The 17,325-nt window shown below is 61.3% G+C and carries 21 protein-coding genes; 6 read left to right on the forward strand and 15 right to left on the reverse strand.

The features are described from left to right. Nucleotides 1-16 precede the first annotated feature (16 nt). The 15 genes from WA070_RS14635 to WA070_RS14705 form a co-directional block, all read right to left on the reverse strand. Complete coding sequence (locus WA070_RS14635) at nucleotides 17-1,948, reverse strand: hypothetical protein (RefSeq protein ID WP_422634665.1); 1,932 nt, start codon at nucleotides 1,946-1,948, stop codon at nucleotides 17-19. Continuing rightward, on the reverse strand, nucleotides 1,945-2,130 hold the full coding sequence (locus WA070_RS14640) for a hypothetical protein (protein ID WP_253204236.1): 186 nt from the start codon (nucleotides 2,128-2,130) through the stop codon (nucleotides 1,945-1,947). Before WA070_RS14640 ends, WA070_RS14635 begins: the two co-directional genes overlap by 4 nt. 137 nt (nucleotides 2,131-2,267) lie before the next feature. Next, nucleotides 2,268-3,281, reverse strand: coding sequence for a TraU family protein (locus tag WA070_RS14645; protein ID WP_422634666.1), 1,014 nt, complete (start codon nucleotides 3,279-3,281; stop codon nucleotides 2,268-2,270). Further along, entirely contained in the window at nucleotides 3,278-3,886 is a 609-nt protein-coding gene (locus WA070_RS14650; RefSeq protein ID WP_422634695.1) for a conjugal transfer protein TraW, read from the reverse strand. The genes WA070_RS14645 and WA070_RS14650 overlap by 4 nt, the downstream gene beginning before the upstream one ends. 40 nt (nucleotides 3,887-3,926) lie before the next feature. Further along, a complete protein-coding gene (locus WA070_RS14655; protein ID WP_422634667.1) occupies nucleotides 3,927-4,163 on the reverse strand; it encodes a hypothetical protein in 237 nt (78 codons plus the stop codon). Next, nucleotides 4,160-4,570, reverse strand: a complete 411-nt coding sequence (locus WA070_RS14660; protein ID WP_422634668.1) for a hypothetical protein — start codon at nucleotides 4,568-4,570, stop codon at nucleotides 4,160-4,162. The genes WA070_RS14655 and WA070_RS14660 overlap by 4 nt, the downstream gene beginning before the upstream one ends. Further along, on the reverse strand, nucleotides 4,567-4,896 hold the full coding sequence (locus tag WA070_RS14665; RefSeq protein ID WP_066764188.1) for a hypothetical protein: 330 nt from the start codon (nucleotides 4,894-4,896) through the stop codon (nucleotides 4,567-4,569). Before WA070_RS14665 ends, WA070_RS14660 begins: the two co-directional genes overlap by 4 nt. Further along, nucleotides 4,893-7,415 carry a TraC family protein gene (locus WA070_RS14670; RefSeq protein WP_422634669.1) on the reverse strand — a complete coding sequence of 841 codons (2,523 nt, stop codon included), beginning with the start codon at nucleotides 7,413-7,415 and terminating at the stop codon, nucleotides 4,893-4,895. The genes WA070_RS14665 and WA070_RS14670 overlap by 4 nt, the downstream gene beginning before the upstream one ends. Further along, nucleotides 7,412-8,059 carry a TraV family lipoprotein gene (locus WA070_RS14675; protein WP_422634670.1) on the reverse strand — a complete coding sequence of 216 codons (648 nt, stop codon included), beginning with the start codon at nucleotides 8,057-8,059 and terminating at the stop codon, nucleotides 7,412-7,414. The genes WA070_RS14670 and WA070_RS14675 overlap by 4 nt, the downstream gene beginning before the upstream one ends. A 23-nt stretch (nucleotides 8,060-8,082) precedes the next feature. Further along, nucleotides 8,083-9,426, reverse strand: a complete 1,344-nt coding sequence (locus WA070_RS14680; protein ID WP_422634671.1) for a TraB/VirB10 family protein — start codon at nucleotides 9,424-9,426, stop codon at nucleotides 8,083-8,085. Then, on the reverse strand, nucleotides 9,423-10,196 hold the full coding sequence (locus tag WA070_RS14685) for a type-F conjugative transfer system secretin TraK (protein WP_422634672.1): 774 nt from the start codon (nucleotides 10,194-10,196) through the stop codon (nucleotides 9,423-9,425). The genes WA070_RS14680 and WA070_RS14685 overlap by 4 nt, the downstream gene beginning before the upstream one ends. Beyond that, entirely contained in the window at nucleotides 10,180-10,815 is a 636-nt protein-coding gene (locus WA070_RS14690; protein WP_422634673.1) for a TraE/TraK family type IV conjugative transfer system protein, read from the reverse strand. Before WA070_RS14690 ends, WA070_RS14685 begins: the two co-directional genes overlap by 17 nt. Nucleotides 10,816-10,820: 5 nt before the next feature. Further along, nucleotides 10,821-11,087: a type IV conjugative transfer system protein TraL gene (locus tag WA070_RS14695; RefSeq protein WP_069064025.1), complete on the reverse strand. Its 267-nt coding sequence runs from the start codon at nucleotides 11,085-11,087 to the stop codon at nucleotides 10,821-10,823. Nucleotides 11,088-11,215: 128 nt separating this feature from the next. After that, the gene (locus WA070_RS14700) at nucleotides 11,216-11,530 is read right to left on the reverse strand and encodes a hypothetical protein (RefSeq protein WP_422634696.1); all 315 of its coding nucleotides are present in this window, start codon (nucleotides 11,528-11,530) and stop codon (nucleotides 11,216-11,218) included. Nucleotides 11,531-11,726: 196 nt separating this feature from the next. Then, nucleotides 11,727-12,476: a DsbC family protein gene (locus WA070_RS14705; protein WP_422634697.1), complete on the reverse strand. Its 750-nt coding sequence runs from the start codon at nucleotides 12,474-12,476 to the stop codon at nucleotides 11,727-11,729. A gap of 400 nt (nucleotides 12,477-12,876) precedes the next feature. Between WA070_RS14705 and WA070_RS14710 the strand changes: the two genes are divergently transcribed. From WA070_RS14710 to WA070_RS14735, 6 genes are all read left to right on the forward strand, one after another. Then, nucleotides 12,877-13,314 carry a hypothetical protein gene (locus WA070_RS14710; RefSeq protein ID WP_422634674.1) on the forward strand — a complete coding sequence of 146 codons (438 nt, stop codon included), beginning with the start codon at nucleotides 12,877-12,879 and terminating at the stop codon, nucleotides 13,312-13,314. Between the two features lie 151 nt (nucleotides 13,315-13,465). Then, nucleotides 13,466-13,876 carry a transcriptional regulator gene (locus tag WA070_RS14715; RefSeq protein WP_422634675.1) on the forward strand — a complete coding sequence of 137 codons (411 nt, stop codon included), beginning with the start codon at nucleotides 13,466-13,468 and terminating at the stop codon, nucleotides 13,874-13,876. A gap of 18 nt (nucleotides 13,877-13,894) precedes the next feature. After that, nucleotides 13,895-14,509 carry a GntR family transcriptional regulator gene (locus WA070_RS14720; protein WP_422634676.1) on the forward strand — a complete coding sequence of 205 codons (615 nt, stop codon included), beginning with the start codon at nucleotides 13,895-13,897 and terminating at the stop codon, nucleotides 14,507-14,509. A gap of 175 nt (nucleotides 14,510-14,684) precedes the next feature. Continuing rightward, on the forward strand, nucleotides 14,685-14,819 hold the full coding sequence (locus WA070_RS14725) for a benenodin family lasso peptide (RefSeq protein WP_156448003.1): 135 nt from the start codon (nucleotides 14,685-14,687) through the stop codon (nucleotides 14,817-14,819). Nucleotides 14,820-14,876: 57 nt separating this feature from the next. Beyond that, nucleotides 14,877-15,551, forward strand: coding sequence for a lasso peptide biosynthesis B2 protein (locus tag WA070_RS14730; RefSeq protein ID WP_422634677.1), 675 nt, complete (start codon nucleotides 14,877-14,879; stop codon nucleotides 15,549-15,551). 56 nt (nucleotides 15,552-15,607) lie between these two features. Continuing rightward, the gene (locus tag WA070_RS14735; RefSeq protein ID WP_422634678.1) at nucleotides 15,608-17,302 is read left to right on the forward strand and encodes an asparagine synthase-related protein; all 1,695 of its coding nucleotides are present in this window, start codon (nucleotides 15,608-15,610) and stop codon (nucleotides 17,300-17,302) included. The last annotated feature ends 23 nt before the right edge of the window (nucleotides 17,303-17,325 follow it).

The following is a 17,325-nucleotide window of genomic DNA, read 5'->3' on the forward strand; positions in this document are numbered from 1 at the left end:
TGGGGGCGTAGCTGCATCATCGCACCGCACTCGTGCAGACCATGTCCGCGCCGCCGAGGCGTACGGTCTGCATCATCACCACCGCTTCGGGAAAATCATCAATGCAGCCGCAACCCTGCACCAGCTCTTCGCCCTCGCCGGCGGGGCAGACATTACTGTCCTGGCAGGCGTGATAGAAAGTGTCCCAGCCGGTCGGGTTCGTCTGTTTCGAACCGGTCACGCCGTCCGGGGCCGCGGCGCTATTGGCTTGCGCCTTGCGGGTCTTGCAGATGGGCTCGCAGGCATTGACGCTGCCGGACACAGGAAGGGCGAAATTGCGAGTGGTAAGGCTATAGCCGCCATCGGCATTCCTCACCCGATCGGCCAGCAGCGTCTCTGTCGAATGGTCGATGATATAGGCGCCGCGCGATAGATCGGGCTGTGGGACGGTGCCCTGGTCGATCGTGCAGGCATAATTGCGCCGGCGTTCAAAGAAATCGCGGCTGATCAAGGTCTTGCAGGCGCCAGTGCCGATCAACCGGGTCTGGGGCAGGGGGGTAAGTCCCGTCTTGATGCCGTTGCGGTAGGTGACGACGCCGTCGACCTCTTCGTCGTCGAGACGGCATGTGTCGTTCGACGCATAGCCCGAACAGGTATCGACACGCTGCTCGGTCGTTTTGCAGCCGGCGTCCACTTTCGCTTCGATCGAGGCATAGGCTTCGCCGCCATCGGCGACCGCGACACGCAGCCAGATATCGTGATCGCCTTGCGTCAGCTTTGCTGTGAGATCGAGATTGGGATAGACATAGAAGGCGCCCTTCTTCTCGCATTTGCCTGGCGGCAAACCCGTTCCGGTCCATGTTTGCGGCCCGGAACCGATCAATTCGCCATCGATCCGTATCTGCGCCCAGTCGTCACCGCCAAAGCGGGTCAATAGAACCTGCTGCAGCCTTTCAGTGTCCTTGACCCTCAGCGTCATATGAAAATCGATGAGAGTGCAGGATCCGCCAGAAAGGCTGTTGTCGGTGGGGGAGCCCATGACGAAGGTGCGGCTGTCGGAGCTCGAGGCATAGCTTGCGTAGCCGCCGGACACGCGATCGATGATCTTCTCCGCAATCATCTCTTCCTGCGTGATCTGCCGGGTGATGGTACAGCTTCGACGCAGCTGCGATGTGCCGGTTCCGGTCGAAGACGCGGAAAGCGCCTGGAACACGCTGCTCGTCTGCGCTGCGCCAAAAGCATCGCCAGCTATGGCGCCCGGATTGGCCTTGTACGCCGTCGTGCCGATCTGCGGCTGCGATGTGCAGGATGTGGTCTGCGCGCCCGTATAGCGGATCACCGGGCCATCGACGGAGGCCTGCGCGATGCCGATCCGTGGATCGGCCGTGGTGAGCGCGCCGACCACGCCGCCACCCAGGTCTTTCAGCACCGAGGCCATATTACCCCAGACCAGGTTGTTGCCGCAGCTGTTGTTGACGCAGTAACAGCCGGCAAGATCGGTCAGCTCGATCTCGCTGAGCTTGAGCGATCCCGCCCCCGCAACATCCCAGCGGAAGAAGCGGCAGGCGTTCCAGGTACCCGGCGTACAGGAGATGATTCCGTTGGCGCAGATACCCGAGACGGGAACAGGTACCGTCATCGCCTCATCGAAGCTGCCGTCTAGATCGCGGTCCCGCGAAATGCTCAGCGTCCCGATATCGCCGGTGGCATTGGGCTGCGCGAGCAGTTCGAGCAACGTGGCGCTTTTCTGGCAGGCAAGTTTAGGCGTGAACGCCTGCGAGGAATCCACCGTGGTGATCGCCTCTCCGCCAAGGCCCGGCTGCACATAATTGCCGAGCAGCGCATCGCTGTCCGCGCTCTTTGCCCTGGCGGCTTGCGCCGCGGCACGGGCGCGTTCCTCCGCGGTCTGGGCATGAAGCGGCAATGGCAAGCTGAACGCCGCCAGCAGCAGCAGGGCGCTCTTCCTCATGGCCGGATATCGCTCGGTATGATCCGGCGGGATCCGCGGCGCAGCCGGAACAACAGGATGGCTGGAACCGGGCGGGGCAGTTCTGCCCGAAACACTGCCTGTCCTTCAAAAACGGTCAGCGTGGCCACGACGACATGCGGCGGGGAGGGGGGTGCCGCATCATCGTTGGTTGTGGTGGCCACGCCGACCGCCCGACCGGCGCCGCGGGGGCTATGCGGCGCCGGTCTAGCCGCGCAAGAGACGTCTGGCTCCTTGAGGTGACGGACAGGCGATCGGCTGATCCCAGACGATCTGGCGCGGGTTTGGCGAGACGGGTTGCTCATGGCGTGGAGACCCCGGCGCAGCAGATCGTCTTCTCGAACAGCATGAACTGGGCATTGTCCTTGCCCGGCGCGTGCTTTGCGCTGGTCCAGAGCGCGCCTGGTCGCCCGACATTGACGCAACTGCCACCCTTGACCGGCTCCATGAGCTGGAACTTGTAGCGGCTCTTGGTCCAGACCAGTTGGGGAATGAAGGAGCAGCCATCGGCAGAACTGACGGTGAGTGCGCCGAGGCGACCCATCATGAAGACCCCGCGCGCGGCGAGCCCCGCCCAGGCCTCGACGCTGTCCCCGAAATGGATGTCGCCCGCGACCGGATAGGTCGCTCCCCAGGATCCCATGCACCAGAAGAGCGGATCGACGACCTTGCCCGCAGCCGCTGCGGCGCTGTCGGCCATGCAGGCAAGGCCCGCGGCCGGATTGCCGAACAAGATCGCCTCGGGTTGGATGATCGCGCCCAGCGTTGCCGATTGCCAGGTCGGCAGCACTTCGGTGATCAGCACCACATCGAAGCCGTCATCCTCGATGCAGGGCAAGTCCGTGAACATGTCGAGCATCTTCCAGACCGGCGCGATATAATAGTGCATCTGCGCGAACATCTTGGCGGTATTGGTGCCGTCGGAAATGCTGCTCTGGCTCCCCTGGAGCCTGCCGCCGGTCGGCATGATGTCGGCGCCGAGCGCCATCATGCAGCCCGGTTCGGTCACGACATCGACCATCCGATTGGGCGACCAGAAGCTGACCTTGACGCCAAACCAGAAGGTCACGCCCTTGCGGCAGGCGCATAGCGGCTTGGAGGCGGACTGGGCATCGAGGGCCTTGCCCAGCAGATCGCTCGGGCCGACCTTCACCCCGCCGATCGTGATCGGGAAAATGCAGTTCCAGCGCACCTTGGTGATCGGATTGAACACCGTGCCGGCCTCGCATTTGGAGGCATGGGCGGGAGCCGCGACCGCCAAGGCGGCAAAGGCGCAGCCCAGCGCCAGCAGTCTGCGGAGCGATACCTGTTTCATCGCGCGGTTCTCCGCTTGGATTCGCTCCGATCGACTTCGGTCAGCACCAACTTCTGCCCGGCCTGCGCGACGATCACCGGTGCGACCGTCAGTCCCAGCCGCACCTTGACGCGCTCTTCGAGCAGGAACAGCGCCCGGCCATGACGTTCGCCGAGCGTAATCGCATCGCCATCGCCGGGAGTCCCAGCCGCCAGCAGAATGAAATCCGCCGGCCTGGCGGTACGCAGCGCCCAGGCGAGATCACGGGGGTGGACCACGATGAGCCTCTGCGGGAGCGACACATAGGCAAGGGGATTAAAGCTGTAGCCCTTGGCGTAGAGCAGCTTGCCGTCGGCAAGCCGGATATCCTGATCAAGAGTATAGAAAGGCACCACCGTCCGCTTCCTGTCGGCATGGGCGATCCCGAGCGTCGCCGCCTTCATGGCCGACCAGTTCTGGCGCGGCCCGTAGGCACTCTTCATGTCGGGAACATGAGCGGCCCGACCCTCGATCTCGCTCAGGGCGTCCGGCTCGGCGATGGGCCAGACGCGTCCGATCTTGCTGGTCGCCGACATGCCCGCCGAGGGCATCAGCGAGCTCACCGTCGTCGCGATCGCAGCCAGCATGGACAGGGAGAGGCAGCGACCGAAATGCCGATGCTGCGATCTAGCGACCATGGCGCCGTCTCCAATAGAGCTGAGAACTCTCGCGATCCTTGCCGACCGCGGCACTGATCAGGGCTGCCATGGCGACAATTGCCGTGATCCCGACGAGTATACGGAACAGGTTCGGCACGGCGGGCAGCTGCCACGCGATGAAGGACTGCACCAGCAACAGACCCTGGCTGCCGACCATGAGGCGGATCGGTCCCGGCGCGGGTGTGGATGAGAAGATGCCGTTCATACCGGTTCGACCTCCGCCGGTTCGGAACGAACCGGGCGCAGACGCCAGAGCAGCTTGCATCCGGCTTCTGCGACGACAGGCCCAAGGCAGACGATGCCAAGCCACAAAGCGTAGATGACGACAGGACGGCCGAGCAAAAACATGAACGGAATGAGCGGCACGACCGCGCAGCAGGTCTGCATCACGGAACCCAGAACGGGGACGCGCCGAGAGTCCTTCAGAAAACCGGCTATCAGCTTGTCAGCCGTCTCAAGGCTGCGCGCGCACTCGCCATGGGTTTCGTGAAGCGAAAGGATCGCGCGACCCAGAAAATCATTCTGACTCTCCCCAGGATAGCGCTTGCAACGGCAGATCGCGCCGATGTCATCGATCATTTTGGGGGTGAAGGGTTCGATCCTTTCGGTCATTTGCGCCTCCACCGCGACAAGCGCGTGAGAAGCATCCCGCATGCGCCCGACAGGCCGATGAGCAGCATCCCACTCGCAAAGCAGGCAGCGGCGACGATAAGCCCTGTGCGAATGGTCTGAAGTGGCGGCTGGTCGAGCGCGAGGCCGGCCGCGATGACGAGGCTGCCCATCATGCAGGTTTCAATGCCCACCAGGCGCAGCCGCCACTGGAAGGCGGCCGCTTCGGCGCGTTTGGCAACGCGCGCTTCGATCAACGCCTCGATCGCCGGATCATTTTCCCAGTCGAGCGCCAGCTGGTCGGGATGGGGGAGTGCCTTGTGCGTCATGCCGCCCTCCAATCCTGAACGCTCGCAAAGCCCATCACCTCGACCGGATCGACACCGGCCAGTTCGCACACCGCCTCCAAGGGGTTGCGGCCGGCCCGCACCAAGGCTTCGAAGGCGGCGACCTCATTGGGCGCAGACGTGTTGATCCAGTAGCTGAAGGGATCGACCACGAGGCGGGCGATGCCGAGGCCCAGCGGACTGTCTATGAAGACCTCGCTGTAATTGGGCTTGGCGTTGCGGACCGATTTCAGCAGATCGAGAACGAACCCCGTATAGTCGAGGATCTTGTTGTCCACCGCCTTGTCGTAGGTGGAACCCTGCAACAGGAATTTGGTGGCGGCATTTTCGAGGATCACCTGACCCGTACCGCCGAAGAGCATGAGATCGTTCATGCTCTGCAGCACGATGCCGAAACTGCCCTGATATTTGCGCGCGCGGCGATAGCCCTGGCCGAAGGCCTCGGCGAGGCGCGAGAGGTCCTGCCCGTCGCTGCGCGTCATGAACTGCGCGGCTTCGTCGCACAGCACGAAGCGGGGCTTGTCTCGCGCGGAGAGATAGAGATCCTGGGTGACGGCGTTCACCACCACCATGACGATCACGTTGAAGAGGTCCGGGAGCGCCTTGAGGCGCTCAAGTTCCAGCACCACGAACTCGTCGCGGGAAATGTCGAAAGTGGAGGGGCCGTTGAAGAAATGGCCATAGGCGCCCTGCGACCCGAAATCGCGCAGGTTGAACGCCAGTTCGCGCGCGACCGGCACGAGATGGTCGACCCGATCGAGGTCGGAGGCTGCATTGTCGGGATAGCGGCCGAGCCAGTCGCGCACCGCATCGATGCCGTCCACGCCCCGACCGCTGTCGACGGTCCATTGCACGGCGGACTTGAGGAGATTCCATTCCGACGTGGTGACGGGCTTGCGGGTCGAGGCATTGGCCATTTCCGCGACGATCGCGACCGCCATGGCGATCGCCGACTGCTTGTCCTCGCCGTCGAGCGCGAGTCCCATGTCAAAGGGGTTGAGGACCAGACGCTCCTCGCCGATATCGATATAGCGCCCGGAACAGAGCGTGCAGAGCTTGCGATAGGAGCCGCCGATATCGATGATCCGGATGAGCGCGCCTTGCGCATAATATTGTTGGCACAGATTATTGAGCAGGAAGCTCTTGCCCGCGCCGCTCTCAGCCGAAACGATAAAATTGTAATTGTTGATCCGCGGATCGAAGAGATCGAGCGTGATGAGCTGCCCCTTTCGTCCGACATAGAGCAGGGCAGGGCGGCCGCCGCCGCGAAAATCGGTCTGCACGGGCGCCATCAAGGTTGCGGCCTTGACCGGCATGCGGAAATCCCGCTCCAGCAGCTTCAAGGTCCGCTTTTCCGGGTAGAGGCCGAAGGGCAGGCTGGCGGCCAGCAAGACCGGGAGCAGATAACTCTCCTCCTGCACCATGAAGGGCAGGGGTTCGGATTCCCACAGCCGCTTGGCGCGGGCCGCCATTTCCCGCGCCTGCGCGCTGTCGCGGCCGAACACCCACATCGTCGGGATCACCGAAACGAACCGGCTGTTCGACGCTTCATCGAGAATCCAGCCGATCTCCTCGATCTGCTTGCCGACCTCGACCGCGAAGCTGCCGGCGGCCTTTTGCGCCGAAAGGATCTGCGCGCGCTTGTGGATCTCGAACTGCGAATGATCGAAGAGCACCGAGAGACAGTAGAGGAACGGCCCGCCGATCTGATCGCTGTCTTCGGCGCTTCCGCGCATGCCTCCCAGGAGGCGATTGGCGCGCTCGGCGGTGATCCGGCGTGCAGGCGCTTTGGGTGTGAGACAGCGCGCCACCTGGTTGCCGAGATAAACCTCGGGACCCTCGAAGCAGAGGTCCGGGCCCGCCTCGATAATCTGCCGCGCGATAGTCGGGGCGGGCATGCCACCGATACTTTCGCTGAGAAACACCCCTGGGGCCGGTGCGAACACACCGTTGAAAATCCGCCGATAGAAGCTGACCAGTTCGTCCGGCGGCAAGCGCCGGATACCCATCTTCGCCAGTTGCTCCTCGACTTGCCGGCGCAGGTCAGCGCCGAGACTGCTCCGCGTCTTGATAGAGAGAAATAGCCGGAAATCGCGTACCGGGATCGAATGCAGCGCATCGAGACCCCTGGTTCCGCTGCGAAGGTAATCCGCCGTGCGCCGGGCCGAGGCCTGGACCAGCGGGTCCGGTCGCACCTTGAGGTCGAGATAGGCGTCGAGCGCCGGATCGATCAGCGGATCGGCGAAGGTGATGAGCTGAAGAACCGTGCCTTCGGGAAAATGGATGTTGAGAAGGCCGAGAAGGGCCTGCTGGACATGCGCGAACATATAGGCGGACGGGACAAGCTCCCAGGCCTGGCCCCAGCCATCGTCGATGCACAGGAAGGCGTCCTCCTCTTCGACCCACGCGACCATCGGCAGGAAATCCGAATAGGCGTCACGGGTCACGGCGGCGCGCAGGCGCTGGTAGCTGAGATTTTTGTGGGCGGGCCGCGCGGTCATGGCCGGTTCTCCCGATCGACGGCCAGCGGGATGGCTTCCCCGGTCGGCACGACCACGGCGTCAGGCGCGGACTCGCGTGTCGTGCGGAGCACCGGCGGCGCCGGCGTCCTGCCACCCGGTTCGACGAGATAGTCGCCCACAACCCAGGCCGGCCGATCCATGATCGAATAGACATAGCGCGCCATGTAGAGGCGGTCGGGCCGCTGCTTGTCGGCATAGGGCAGAATCAATGTCCGGATCGTGCGCGATGGGCGCAGCATCGGTGACCCAGGTCCCTCGATCAGCGTGCCGACATTGCGCGGGCTCGATGCCGTCGCAGGAGTCGGTGGCGCTCCGGCTCCGCCATCACGCTTGCCCGTCGTCCGCGCTCGCCCCTTCGCATCCGGGCCAAGCAGCTTGCGATCGTTGGTGACGGCGGGATCGGATTTTGAGGCGCGGCCTGCGACGGCGTCGGCATAGGCCTGGTCCGGATGGATGCACTGGCCGTGGTCGCTGTTCTTGCAGGAGAATTTCTCGCTGTAGGGCGACATTACCGATCCCACGGTGGCGCAGCCCGGAAGCCCAAACAGGGGCAGCGCGACCAGCGATAGCGCGCGCGTCACGTGCCAGCAGATATTGATGCGGGAGTGAAGCTGGCGTGGCATGGTATCTCCTGTCGCTGGGCGCATCAGAACTTCGCTCCTGCGCCGGGTTTGATTTCGAGGGTGGCGCCCTCCTGGATCACCACGACCACATCCTTGGCCGCGCCCACCTCGACGATGGGACCAGCCTGGCGGGCGAGATCGAGATAGAAGTCGGTGAGCTTGTCGGAGGATTTGGAGAGGCCGCCGGCGATCCCGGTTTTGGCCGCGTCGCCCGCATCAAGCGTGCGAACTGTCCCCAGAGCCGAGGTCGAGGTGTTGCCGAAGGTGCTTTCGACCGATTGCGAGATACCGCTGATGGTGCCCGCGATGAAGGCGCGCGCCAATGTCGCCCCGGCCCGCGTCACCACCTTGCCCGACAGGCCCTTCTTGCCATCGGTATCGACGAAGAAGCCCTTCACCGGCTGATCGACGATCGAATGCTCGTCGAAATCGACGCAGGAGAGGGAGACGAGCTGGACCTCGACCCGCTCCTTGGCGAGACTGCCGGTGGCGTTGCCGACGACGAAGCATCCGGCAAGATTTGCCTTCACCTCATTGGGCAGGACGGCGGGCGCCTGCACCCGAGCGATGATGGGTTCGGGATTACTGGTCGCATCCCGGCTCGCCAGCGCGTCGATCCCGGTCAGCAGTCGCGCTTTCATGAAACCAGGCGGTAAATAGATCGTCCGATTCTTTTTTTTGGATGAGGCGGAATTGTCGGCCGCGCCCTGGGCCACGACCTGACCGGTCGCTGTCCCGATCGCGCCGACCGTCTTCTCGACCGGCGGCGCCGGCGGCGCCGGCGGGGCGGGTGGGGCTACCGGACCGGTGGGCGGCGCTGGAAGCTTGTCGGCATCCGCGCTGATGTCGCCGGTTTCCGGTGGATAGGGGAGGGCGGGCACGCTGTCCGGCAGGGCAGGCGGCAGATCGCCATCGATACCTCCCGGTGCCCTGTTGCCGGGGGTGAGTGACCCGGGGACGACCTTGCCTTCCTCGATCGCGCTGACCCTGTCGCCCAGAAGTTGCTGGCCATCGAGGACCTTCTTCAGGTCGCCCCGCAGCTTCACCTCAAGACTGTCGCCGCGCAGCCCTGCGCCCATGTTCAGCGAGGATGCGGGATTGGCGGGTTTGATCTCCTCCTGGCTGCCCGAAGCGACATAGAGACCGATCCCCAGCGCACCGACCGCGACGCCGACAAGGAGCTGGCGCGCGCGCAGCTTCTGCTTTGCCGACAGCCTGCCCCATAGCGCCTTCCAGTCAGGCAAGGCCGTGGCGGGACGGCGCATGGCTGTCTCTTCGTCGCGCGCATTCTGCGCGGCAAGATGCGCCTGGTAGGGCGACAGGCTTTCCGGTCCCTCTGCCTGATCCTTGTCCATCTCGCCGTTCATTGCCCGGCTCCCCGGCGCACGACGACGAGACGCGCGGTTTCACCTGCGTCGAGGCGGACCCGGTCCAGGGTGACCGAGAAGATGCGCTCCCCAAGCGCCGGATCGGCGAGCTGGCGCTCGTCCAGCGTGACCGCGGCCAGTGATCGCACGTGATATTGGGAAGCTGAAAGCCCGGTGCCTTCGACGGCGATACGGCGTTGTTCGGTGATCGACAGGTCTGGGGCCCCCGCAATGCGGAGCGAGCCGGCCGATGGCGCGACCTCGCTGAACGAGGCGGGGATGCGATCGTCCAGCAGCGCCATGGTGATGGAAACGGCGCGGTCCTCATCGGCCAACGCCGCCATCAACGCGCTATTGGTCTGGGCGCGTTGCCGGGCGCCGGGCACAAGCACTACCGTCTGGGCCGGGATCTCGGCTGGCTCGGCATAGAGCGGATAGGTGGCGCCGTTGCAATGCACGAAGAATTCCGAAGGCTGCGTCACATAAGTGCGCGTCACCTGACCGGCATCGTCGATCTCTCGGGCCAGGAACTTGATCCAGGCGTCAGGGCCGCCCTTTTCCACGGCAAGGCCCTTCTCGGCGGAGAATTTGATGTCCTCGATTTCGCCGCCCTCGCACACGACATGATTGATGTCGCGGTTGGACAGGCGAATATGGCTGGTCTGGTCAGGAAGCGCATGGATGGTCTGCGCAGCCGCCGGCACTGCCAGGAAGAGCAGGGGAAGCATCAGGGCGCCGCGGATCGCGCGGCAGTCAGTGGGTTTCGGCATCGAACTGCTCCTCGGAAAGACGCGTCAGCCAGAAGCGGCCATTTTCGATGCCGTAGCCGATGCGTATAATGCCCCGGAATTTGCGGATTACGCCGCCGATGACCCGCACTTTCTCGATGGGTACGACGATCTCATGGGCGGTCCACCGCACCGGCTGATCGCCCCGGATATAGGTGGCGATCGACAGCGTCGGGTTGTTCGCCAGTTCGTCGAGAATGACGTTCAGGCTGTCGCGCATTGCGCCGTAAGCGGACGGGTGGACGAGGCCGAGCAGTTCCTGGAATTGCCGGTCCGCCGAATAGGCTGACCATGTTCCCGACAGCGCCACGATGTTGCGCGTCATCGAGACGATATAGGCTTCCGAGGGCGTGTTCCCCGAGACATGAAGATCGCCTGTGGCGCCGAACGGCACGATGATGGTCCGGGCATTCTGGTTCGTCGTGTAGATCACCACGCCCAGGACCGCGGTAACACCGAACATGCCGGCGATCGCGACCTTGAGCAGCCGGTTCTCCTCGAAAAGGTTCGCCGAGCCTTGCAGATAGCGATGGATGCCATAGCTTGCCGGCTTGCCCAGCAAGGGGTCATCGCCCCGTTCCTTGCGCATGAAGATGCCCATGGCGCTTACTCGAAGAACCGGGTCTGCGTGGGACCCGGATAGTGTGGGAAGGACACAAGTCCCCAGCGCCAGGCGAGATGAGGCAGATAGCCCCTGGGCTTGGTCCGCTTCCACGGGATGAAAAGGAGAAGGGCAGCGATCAGCGCCCAGCCGACAAGTCCGCCTACGATCGCAGCCACGAAGATGCTCGAGGTCGCGAGCAGGAACTCGTCCGATCCGAACCACAGGATCTGGACCGGCCGATGCAGATATTGCGGAAGGCGTTCGTCCATCTGCCCTTCTCCTCCTGCTTCATGACACCTGTGAAGGTGCCGGTTTCCGGGGACCGACCATCGGTCCCCAGCTTGGTGGCGGCATAGGCATGTCCCCGGTCAGCCGGGGCGCAGTCCTGCCGCGCGTCTCAGACGACCATCCCGAAAGTCTGGAGAATGGAGTCCGCCTTGATGAGGCAGACGGCCGCGACGATGGTCGGGATGCCAATCATTATGTTGGAAAAGAGGCGCGAGACGCCGAACAGGAAGGCGGCGACACCGCCCACAAATCCCATCGGACCCTTCACACCCTGGTTCACGACGATATCGTAGATATCGTAGCCGAGATCGCCCTGGGCCGGCGCCGAGAAGGCATGGACCGGACCACCGACCAGGGCCATCGCCCCGAAAGGGAGGCCGAAATTGGCCACCGCCAGGACCTTGTTGCCGAGTTTACGCATCATATCACTGCTCCAAAAAGGAGCCGTCCAACGAAAGCCTGCCGGCATCGAAAGAGGATCGGTGTCGGCCGGGGCGTCGGTGGACGGCTCCATGAGCCCGCCGCCGCCGGCATCCTGGTTCATCCAACCGGCACGGTTGAGGCCGGGCGGGATGCCCTCCGGAATGAGAATGTGCGTCGCCCCGATGGCGCGCTTCACGTCAGCGCTGCACATCGGATACAGCCTTTGCCGGTGCCGACTTCGCGTGCCGGGCGAGAAACGCCTCGAGTTCAGCCTGCTGGAAGCCTGAAATAAGCTTGCCGTCGGCGATCAGCGTCGGTGTCCCCGAGATGCCGACCTTGGCGACCAGTTCGGCGTCCTCGGCCACTTTGTCATGGCCAGCGGCGCATTGCCGCAGCACGGGCGGGGTCTGACCGGAATAGGCTGCCTTGAAGGCTGTATCGCGATCGGGCGAGCAGAGGATATGTTCCGCCTTCGCCGCTGCGGTCGGGTGAATGCCGCTTACGAAGAAGATGAGCCGCCTCACCGGTTTGCCCTCCGCCGCCTTGGCGCTCCAGAAACGATCCAGCGCCTGGCAATAGGGGCAATCGGGGTCGGTGAATTCGATGACGGTCGGGGCATCTACAGGGCCGATCGCCAGCGCTTTGCCAGGATCGATTGCCTTCAGCCGCCGCGTTGCATCCTGCTCCTGCGCCAGCGCGGTTAGATTGACGCCGTTGCGGTCATAGACCGTCGCGAACAGCAGATGTTCGCTCCGTGGCGCATAATAGACGATCTTTCCGCCCGCCATAGCCTGATAGATCGGTCCTTCGACCGGGGCGGGACCGAAATCCTCGAACTGCAGGTTCGTGAAGGTCTGCTGCAGTTTCACCTGGGCTTCGGCGGCAGCCTCGTGCAGCGAGGCCGAGCCCTGTGTGCTTCGGGCAGGTTCGTGCCTTTCTGGCGACATGTCTTGCGCCGCCGCACCATGGAGGGGCATAATACCCGTCAAGAGAGCGACGAGCATCGCTGTGCGACTGGAATGCTTTCTGGTCATAACCGCAATTCTCCCTAAGTGGGGATGAGGCGGGCACAGGCTGCCGATCACTCGGTAATTCTCGCCCTTGCTTCCGTCTCGACACGGTCTTGAGTGGCGAAAAATCCCTTCCCCGCACAAGGGAGGAGGAATCTCACTTCCGGTTTAAGGCACTTCAGTTCCGGTTATCGGAAATTCACTTCCGCAAACCGGAAGTATATTTCCGGTTTCACCTTCTGTTGCTTGTCTCGGGATCGCTCACTTCGCGCAGAGTCGATAACCTCGCAGGCATATCGAGCGCTAAAGAATCGCTGCCTGCGCCGGGAGAACGACTATGGGGAGTCAGCAGTCCAGGGCCTACAAGCTTCAACTGTCCGACGAGGGCATCCATCTGTTCCTGCAATGCCATTGCCGGCTATGTCATCTCGCCGGAGATTTTCTGCCTTATGGAACAACATTGTTCATTGCCGTCGATCTTCTCCATCAATGTGCGGCGGACGATCTCATCGCGGAATTGGTTGACCCGAAGCTGGACCGTCTTGGTGGACGTAAAGTTCGACATGTCGGTACCTCCAACACCCTCTCACGCCTCGTCGATGAGATTGTCGAAGCCGCAGGTAGGTCGGAGGCCATCCATCCTTTGCCACAGGTCTGGAGACTCTACCTGTCGGCCCTGATCCACATGCAGGAAGCCGAAGACATCAGGGTCATCCAATCTTTCCGCGAAATGCCCCTCAAGACCGGGCGTTCTGCCCGTCGTTCTCCCCGATAGTCGCGTACGCTGGATAATTTCGAGCGGCTGCCAGAAATTGGTCTCGCATGCGCAATGATCTGTATCTTGACGATCGGTTTTATTTACAACAAATTGCCACGCATAGGCGATGTGACTTGGACTTTTGAGCCGCTGCCAGGGAGACCTGCAGATGACGCTTCCAAGTCCCCAAGCGATCGATGGTGACATCTTCTCATCGATCAAGGAGCTTTCCGGAAAGCTCGTCGAACGGTGGCGGCGCAGAGACCGAATTTCCCAGCGCAGCCTCGGAAAATCTGTCGGCCGCACCGAACGCTGGATCCGCGAACTCGAGGGCGGGGCCGGCACGGCCTCGCTTGAGGACCATATCCGCTGTGCGCATGCGCTACGGATGACGGCCTCTCACCTGTTTATTTTCCTCTTCGCAGTGGAGCACAAGATGCCAATACCTAACGAACTTCTTCTCCAGGATGACCTGTGGGATCTGGAACGCGACATTCTTGACGTCGTGAGCCGTCATCAGGCAACGGCTGTCGCACGGCTCGCTTCAAGGGGCGGCGCTGCCGCCATACGGCCAGCTTGATGAACGGCGGACTCCGGCATGTCTCCCGAGCCCGTCCTGGCCGAAAGGGCATATCTGCTCCTTAAGGCCGATATCATGGCCGGACGGTTTGCGTCCGGCAGTATTATCAACGAAAGAGCGCTGGCCGCCGAATATGGCGTATCCGTGTCGCCACTCAGGGACGCGGCGCAGCGCCTGGTCGGCGAGCATATGCTAGAGATTGCTTTTGGGGGTGGCTATCGTTTGCCGACGATAACAACCGATGCCCTCCGGGATCTCTACCGCTGGCATGGTCACCTGGTACGCCTGATACTCAAGGCAAACCGTCTGGCCATTGATTTCGACGCAAAACCCTATGCCGGGACGGAAGTCGATGGACAGGTACTCGCGAGGGCTGCGACGAACCTGTTTCTGGCGATCGCACAGGCTTGCGGTGATCATGAACATAGAAGGGCGCTTAAATCGGCAACGGAGCGACTCCATATAGCCCGCCTCGGAGAAGTTCGGGTGTTGGGCAACCTGACAGAAGAACTCGAAGCGGTCAGGATCGCGACCGCTTCCGGTCAAGGTCCCGACCGTTTCGAGGTTCTCTGGGCCTATCACCGGCGAAGGATTCGCCGCGTGAGCAGGATATGGGAAGCAATCTCTTCATAGTCGCGTCGAATAAAATCAAATGGTTACACGGTACGATCGTCGCAGAAAAGGGTCCGTCGGAGAAGTAGTACCAGTTAGTCGCGCGCGCGCGACCTTATAAGATCGCTGATCATGCATTTCCTGCTTTACTCTGTTGGAGCTGCAACTTCGCAGCATATCTAAGAAGGAGGTAAGTATGGAACGCGACAACCATTCGGACACCGACCTGATCGACCTCGGCCTTGTGGTCGAGGAGACCAAGGGATCTGGCAACAGATACAATGACGGAATCGGCGGTCTGCAAAATCAACCCGGTCTTACGGACGACTGATGTGCGAGGGCACGTGGGTCAACTCCGGCGCGCGTGCCCTTCATCCAGGAAACAAAGATGCCATTCATGCTCCGTGACGATCTTTGCTTTTGCAAAAGTGCCGGCGCCATCATATTCCTAGATGCACGCATTGGCCGTTATTTTGCGTTACCAGAGCGGTTCGTGGAACCCTTTTCGCGCTGGCTTGATGGCCGTCCGCCATCTTTCGACGATGTGCCGATACTGCAGCACCTTGTCGCACAAGGGTTCCTGGTAGAAACTGCGGATCTCCCGCAAAGGCTCAACATCAAATTTGCATCCCTTCCACCACCGGAAGTCGAGGTTGACCCTGACGGCCGATTTCCTTCCATTCCACTCGCTGTCTGTGCGATCGCAAGCCGTCTGATTTGGACATGGCGTGTGCGTCATCAGCCTTTTTCAAGCCTGATAGATAGAATCAAAAGCATTCGGCGTCCGTCTTCCTGCGGGATGAAAAAGGCGTCGCGGCGCGATCTTGTTCGATTGGTGCATGCTTTTCGATTTTCCGATCTGATTTTAGGTAGTCACGATCGTTGCCTGCCTCGATCTCTGGCTCTCGTGGCCATCTGTCGGAAATACGGACTTTCTCCGGTGCTTGTCATTGGCATCCAGGCCACGCCCTTCGCAGCACATTGTTGGGTTCAGGACGGCAACGTGGTTGTCAATGAGAGTCCAGATCGCGCTCAAATGTTCACGCCGATATTGGTAGCCTGACAGTGTCGCGGTACCTGATTCTCGCCTTTGCTCAAATCGGCGAAAGTGAGCAAATTTTGAAGCAGATTGCTGCCGACACGGGGCTTCGAGAAGTCTATCGCGGTGATCACATCACCCTATTTTCCGATGAGCCGGAGACTATTCTTCGACTGCCGGCAGGAAGTGGTGCGATAGTGGGGACATTGTTTTCTCGGCGCGAAAATTCGAAAAAGATTGCCCGGTTTGACGATAATCAGATTATCGACATTTTAGAAGATCCGATCAGATCGCTTCGCGATGACTATTGGGGCGCATATGTCGCACTGGCAGATCGATCAAGCAATGTGAAAATTCTGCGCGATCCTTCGGGTGCGATTCCTTGCTATTACACTGCGATCGGCAAAATGATTGCTTGTGCATCTGATGTGTCGACTCTGATCGGCGCAGGATTTGTTCGCCCATCTGTAAATTGGCGATTTGTGGGAAAATCTTTGTACCATGTTCAGCTTCCCACAGCGGAGACAGGGCTGTCCGGCATTTGCCAACTTCAGGGCGGATGCATGCTAACGATCGGCGCGGGAGGGGTCGCGCAATCCCTATTCTGGAGCCCTTGGGATTATGTCGCGACCGACCGTCACGCAAATTCCCAGCAATGTGCAACAGATCTTTTTCAACTCGTCAGTTCGACGATAAAAACATGGACTTCCTGCTATTCCCGCCCTTTGGTAGGCCTCTCTGGCGGGCTAGATTCGTCCATTGTGGCGGAATGCTTGGCTCGCACTGGTATCGAAGTCACATGCATGACTGCCGTTACCGACGATCCGGCCGGTGATGAACGGTTCTACGCTAGGGACGTCTGTACCGCGATCGGCGCGAAGCTCATCGAATCGTCCTATCTTGACGCGGACATCAACATTAGCGAATCGACTGCCGCAGCTATTCCAATTCCGTCTGGGAAATCCCATGAGCAAGCATATAATAAGATAGTACGAGAGGCTGCTGCCAGTGCCGGAGCGGATAGCTTTTTTGTAGGAGCTGGCGGAGACAACGTATTTTATTCAACCCATTCTGCCCGACCGCTTGTTGATCGGTATAGGGATCAAGGATTATCAATTGCATTGATGCCGACTGTCCGCGATATTTGTCAAATTACTGGCGCAAGCATTTGGGAGGTTATCGCAGAAGCCGTGCGTATTCCTCGGAAATTTGCCTCGGGCCTGCCTTGGCAAATGGCGGAAAAATATTTGCATCGAGACTTCCTGAACTCCGAGCGTGGGCAGCCTATCGAACATCCCTGGTTTTCTCCACCCGAGTCTACATCAGTTGGCAAGAAGGGGCACGTTGCCCAGATATTACGGGCGCTCCATCATATCGAGCACCGAGACAAGAATCTTTCGGTTCCGATGATCAGTCCACTACTGTCTCAACCTGTGATGGAATTTTGCTTGAGTGTGCCGAGTTGGTGGGCGGTTGAAGGGGGGCGTGATCGTGCAATTGCAAGGAAAGCATTTTCTAATGCGTTACCCCCGGCAGTTCTCCGTCGATTGGGGAAGGGGGGGCCTGACGGCTTCGTTGCGCAATTCATAAACATGCATCGATCTTCTATTGCGGAACGCTTGCTCGATGGGATGCTTTCGAAGCATGGCCTGCTTGACCGCTACACAATTGAGCAGGCCTTACGCCCCGGCCAAAAAGTTGACGCCTCCGATTGTCCCCGGATCATGGCGCTTCTTGATACCGAGGCGTGGGTGAGGACCTGGTCTGCGGCATAACAGCACGCACATTATAGGAGTGT

Source organism: Sphingobium sp., from assembly GCF_049304695.1.
In the GTDB taxonomy this organism is placed as follows: Bacteria; Pseudomonadota; Alphaproteobacteria; order Sphingomonadales; family Sphingomonadaceae; genus Sphingobium.

What these genes read in the sequence shown, in the direction of transcription:
- WA070_RS14695 (WP_069064025.1), bottom strand. Translation starts at nt 11,087, where the DNA reads ATGGACGAACGCCTTCCGCAATATCTGCATCGGCCGGTCCAGATCCTG.
- WA070_RS14680 (WP_422634671.1), bottom strand. Translation starts at nt 9,426, where the DNA reads ATGAACGGCGAGATGGACAAGGATCAGGCAGAGGGACCGGAAAGCCTG.
- WA070_RS14690 (WP_422634673.1), bottom strand. Translation starts at nt 10,815, where the DNA reads ATGGGCATCTTCATGCGCAAGGAACGGGGCGATGACCCCTTGCTGGGC.
- WA070_RS14710 (WP_422634674.1), top strand. Translation starts at nt 12,877, where the DNA reads ATGGGGAGTCAGCAGTCCAGGGCCTACAAGCTTCAACTGTCCGACGAG.
- WA070_RS14700 (WP_422634696.1), bottom strand. Translation starts at nt 11,530, where the DNA reads ATGATGCGTAAACTCGGCAACAAGGTCCTGGCGGTGGCCAATTTCGGC.
- WA070_RS14725 (WP_156448003.1), top strand. Translation starts at nt 14,685, where the DNA reads ATGGAACGCGACAACCATTCGGACACCGACCTGATCGACCTCGGCCTT.
- WA070_RS14655 (WP_422634667.1), bottom strand. Translation starts at nt 4,163, where the DNA reads ATGAACGGCATCTTCTCATCCACACCCGCGCCGGGACCGATCCGCCTC.
- WA070_RS14665 (WP_066764188.1), bottom strand. Translation starts at nt 4,896, where the DNA reads ATGACGCACAAGGCACTCCCCCATCCCGACCAGCTGGCGCTCGACTGG.
- WA070_RS14720 (WP_422634676.1), top strand. Translation starts at nt 13,895, where the DNA reads ATGTCTCCCGAGCCCGTCCTGGCCGAAAGGGCATATCTGCTCCTTAAG.
- WA070_RS14660 (WP_422634668.1), bottom strand. Translation starts at nt 4,570, where the DNA reads ATGACCGAAAGGATCGAACCCTTCACCCCCAAAATGATCGATGACATC.
- WA070_RS14685 (WP_422634672.1), bottom strand. Translation starts at nt 10,196, where the DNA reads ATGCCGAAACCCACTGACTGCCGCGCGATCCGCGGCGCCCTGATGCTT.
- WA070_RS14635 (WP_422634665.1), bottom strand. Translation starts at nt 1,948, where the DNA reads ATGAGGAAGAGCGCCCTGCTGCTGCTGGCGGCGTTCAGCTTGCCATTG.
- WA070_RS14675 (WP_422634670.1), bottom strand. Translation starts at nt 8,059, where the DNA reads ATGCCACGCCAGCTTCACTCCCGCATCAATATCTGCTGGCACGTGACG.
- WA070_RS14645 (WP_422634666.1), bottom strand. Translation starts at nt 3,281, where the DNA reads ATGAAACAGGTATCGCTCCGCAGACTGCTGGCGCTGGGCTGCGCCTTT.
- WA070_RS14650 (WP_422634695.1), bottom strand. Translation starts at nt 3,886, where the DNA reads ATGCTGGCTGCGATCGCGACGACGGTGAGCTCGCTGATGCCCTCGGCG.
- WA070_RS14670 (WP_422634669.1), bottom strand. Translation starts at nt 7,415, where the DNA reads ATGACCGCGCGGCCCGCCCACAAAAATCTCAGCTACCAGCGCCTGCGC.
- WA070_RS14715 (WP_422634675.1), top strand. Translation starts at nt 13,466, where the DNA reads ATGACGCTTCCAAGTCCCCAAGCGATCGATGGTGACATCTTCTCATCG.
- WA070_RS14730 (WP_422634677.1), top strand. Translation starts at nt 14,877, where the DNA reads ATGCCATTCATGCTCCGTGACGATCTTTGCTTTTGCAAAAGTGCCGGC.
- WA070_RS14705 (WP_422634697.1), bottom strand. Translation starts at nt 12,476, where the DNA reads ATGTCGCCAGAAAGGCACGAACCTGCCCGAAGCACACAGGGCTCGGCC.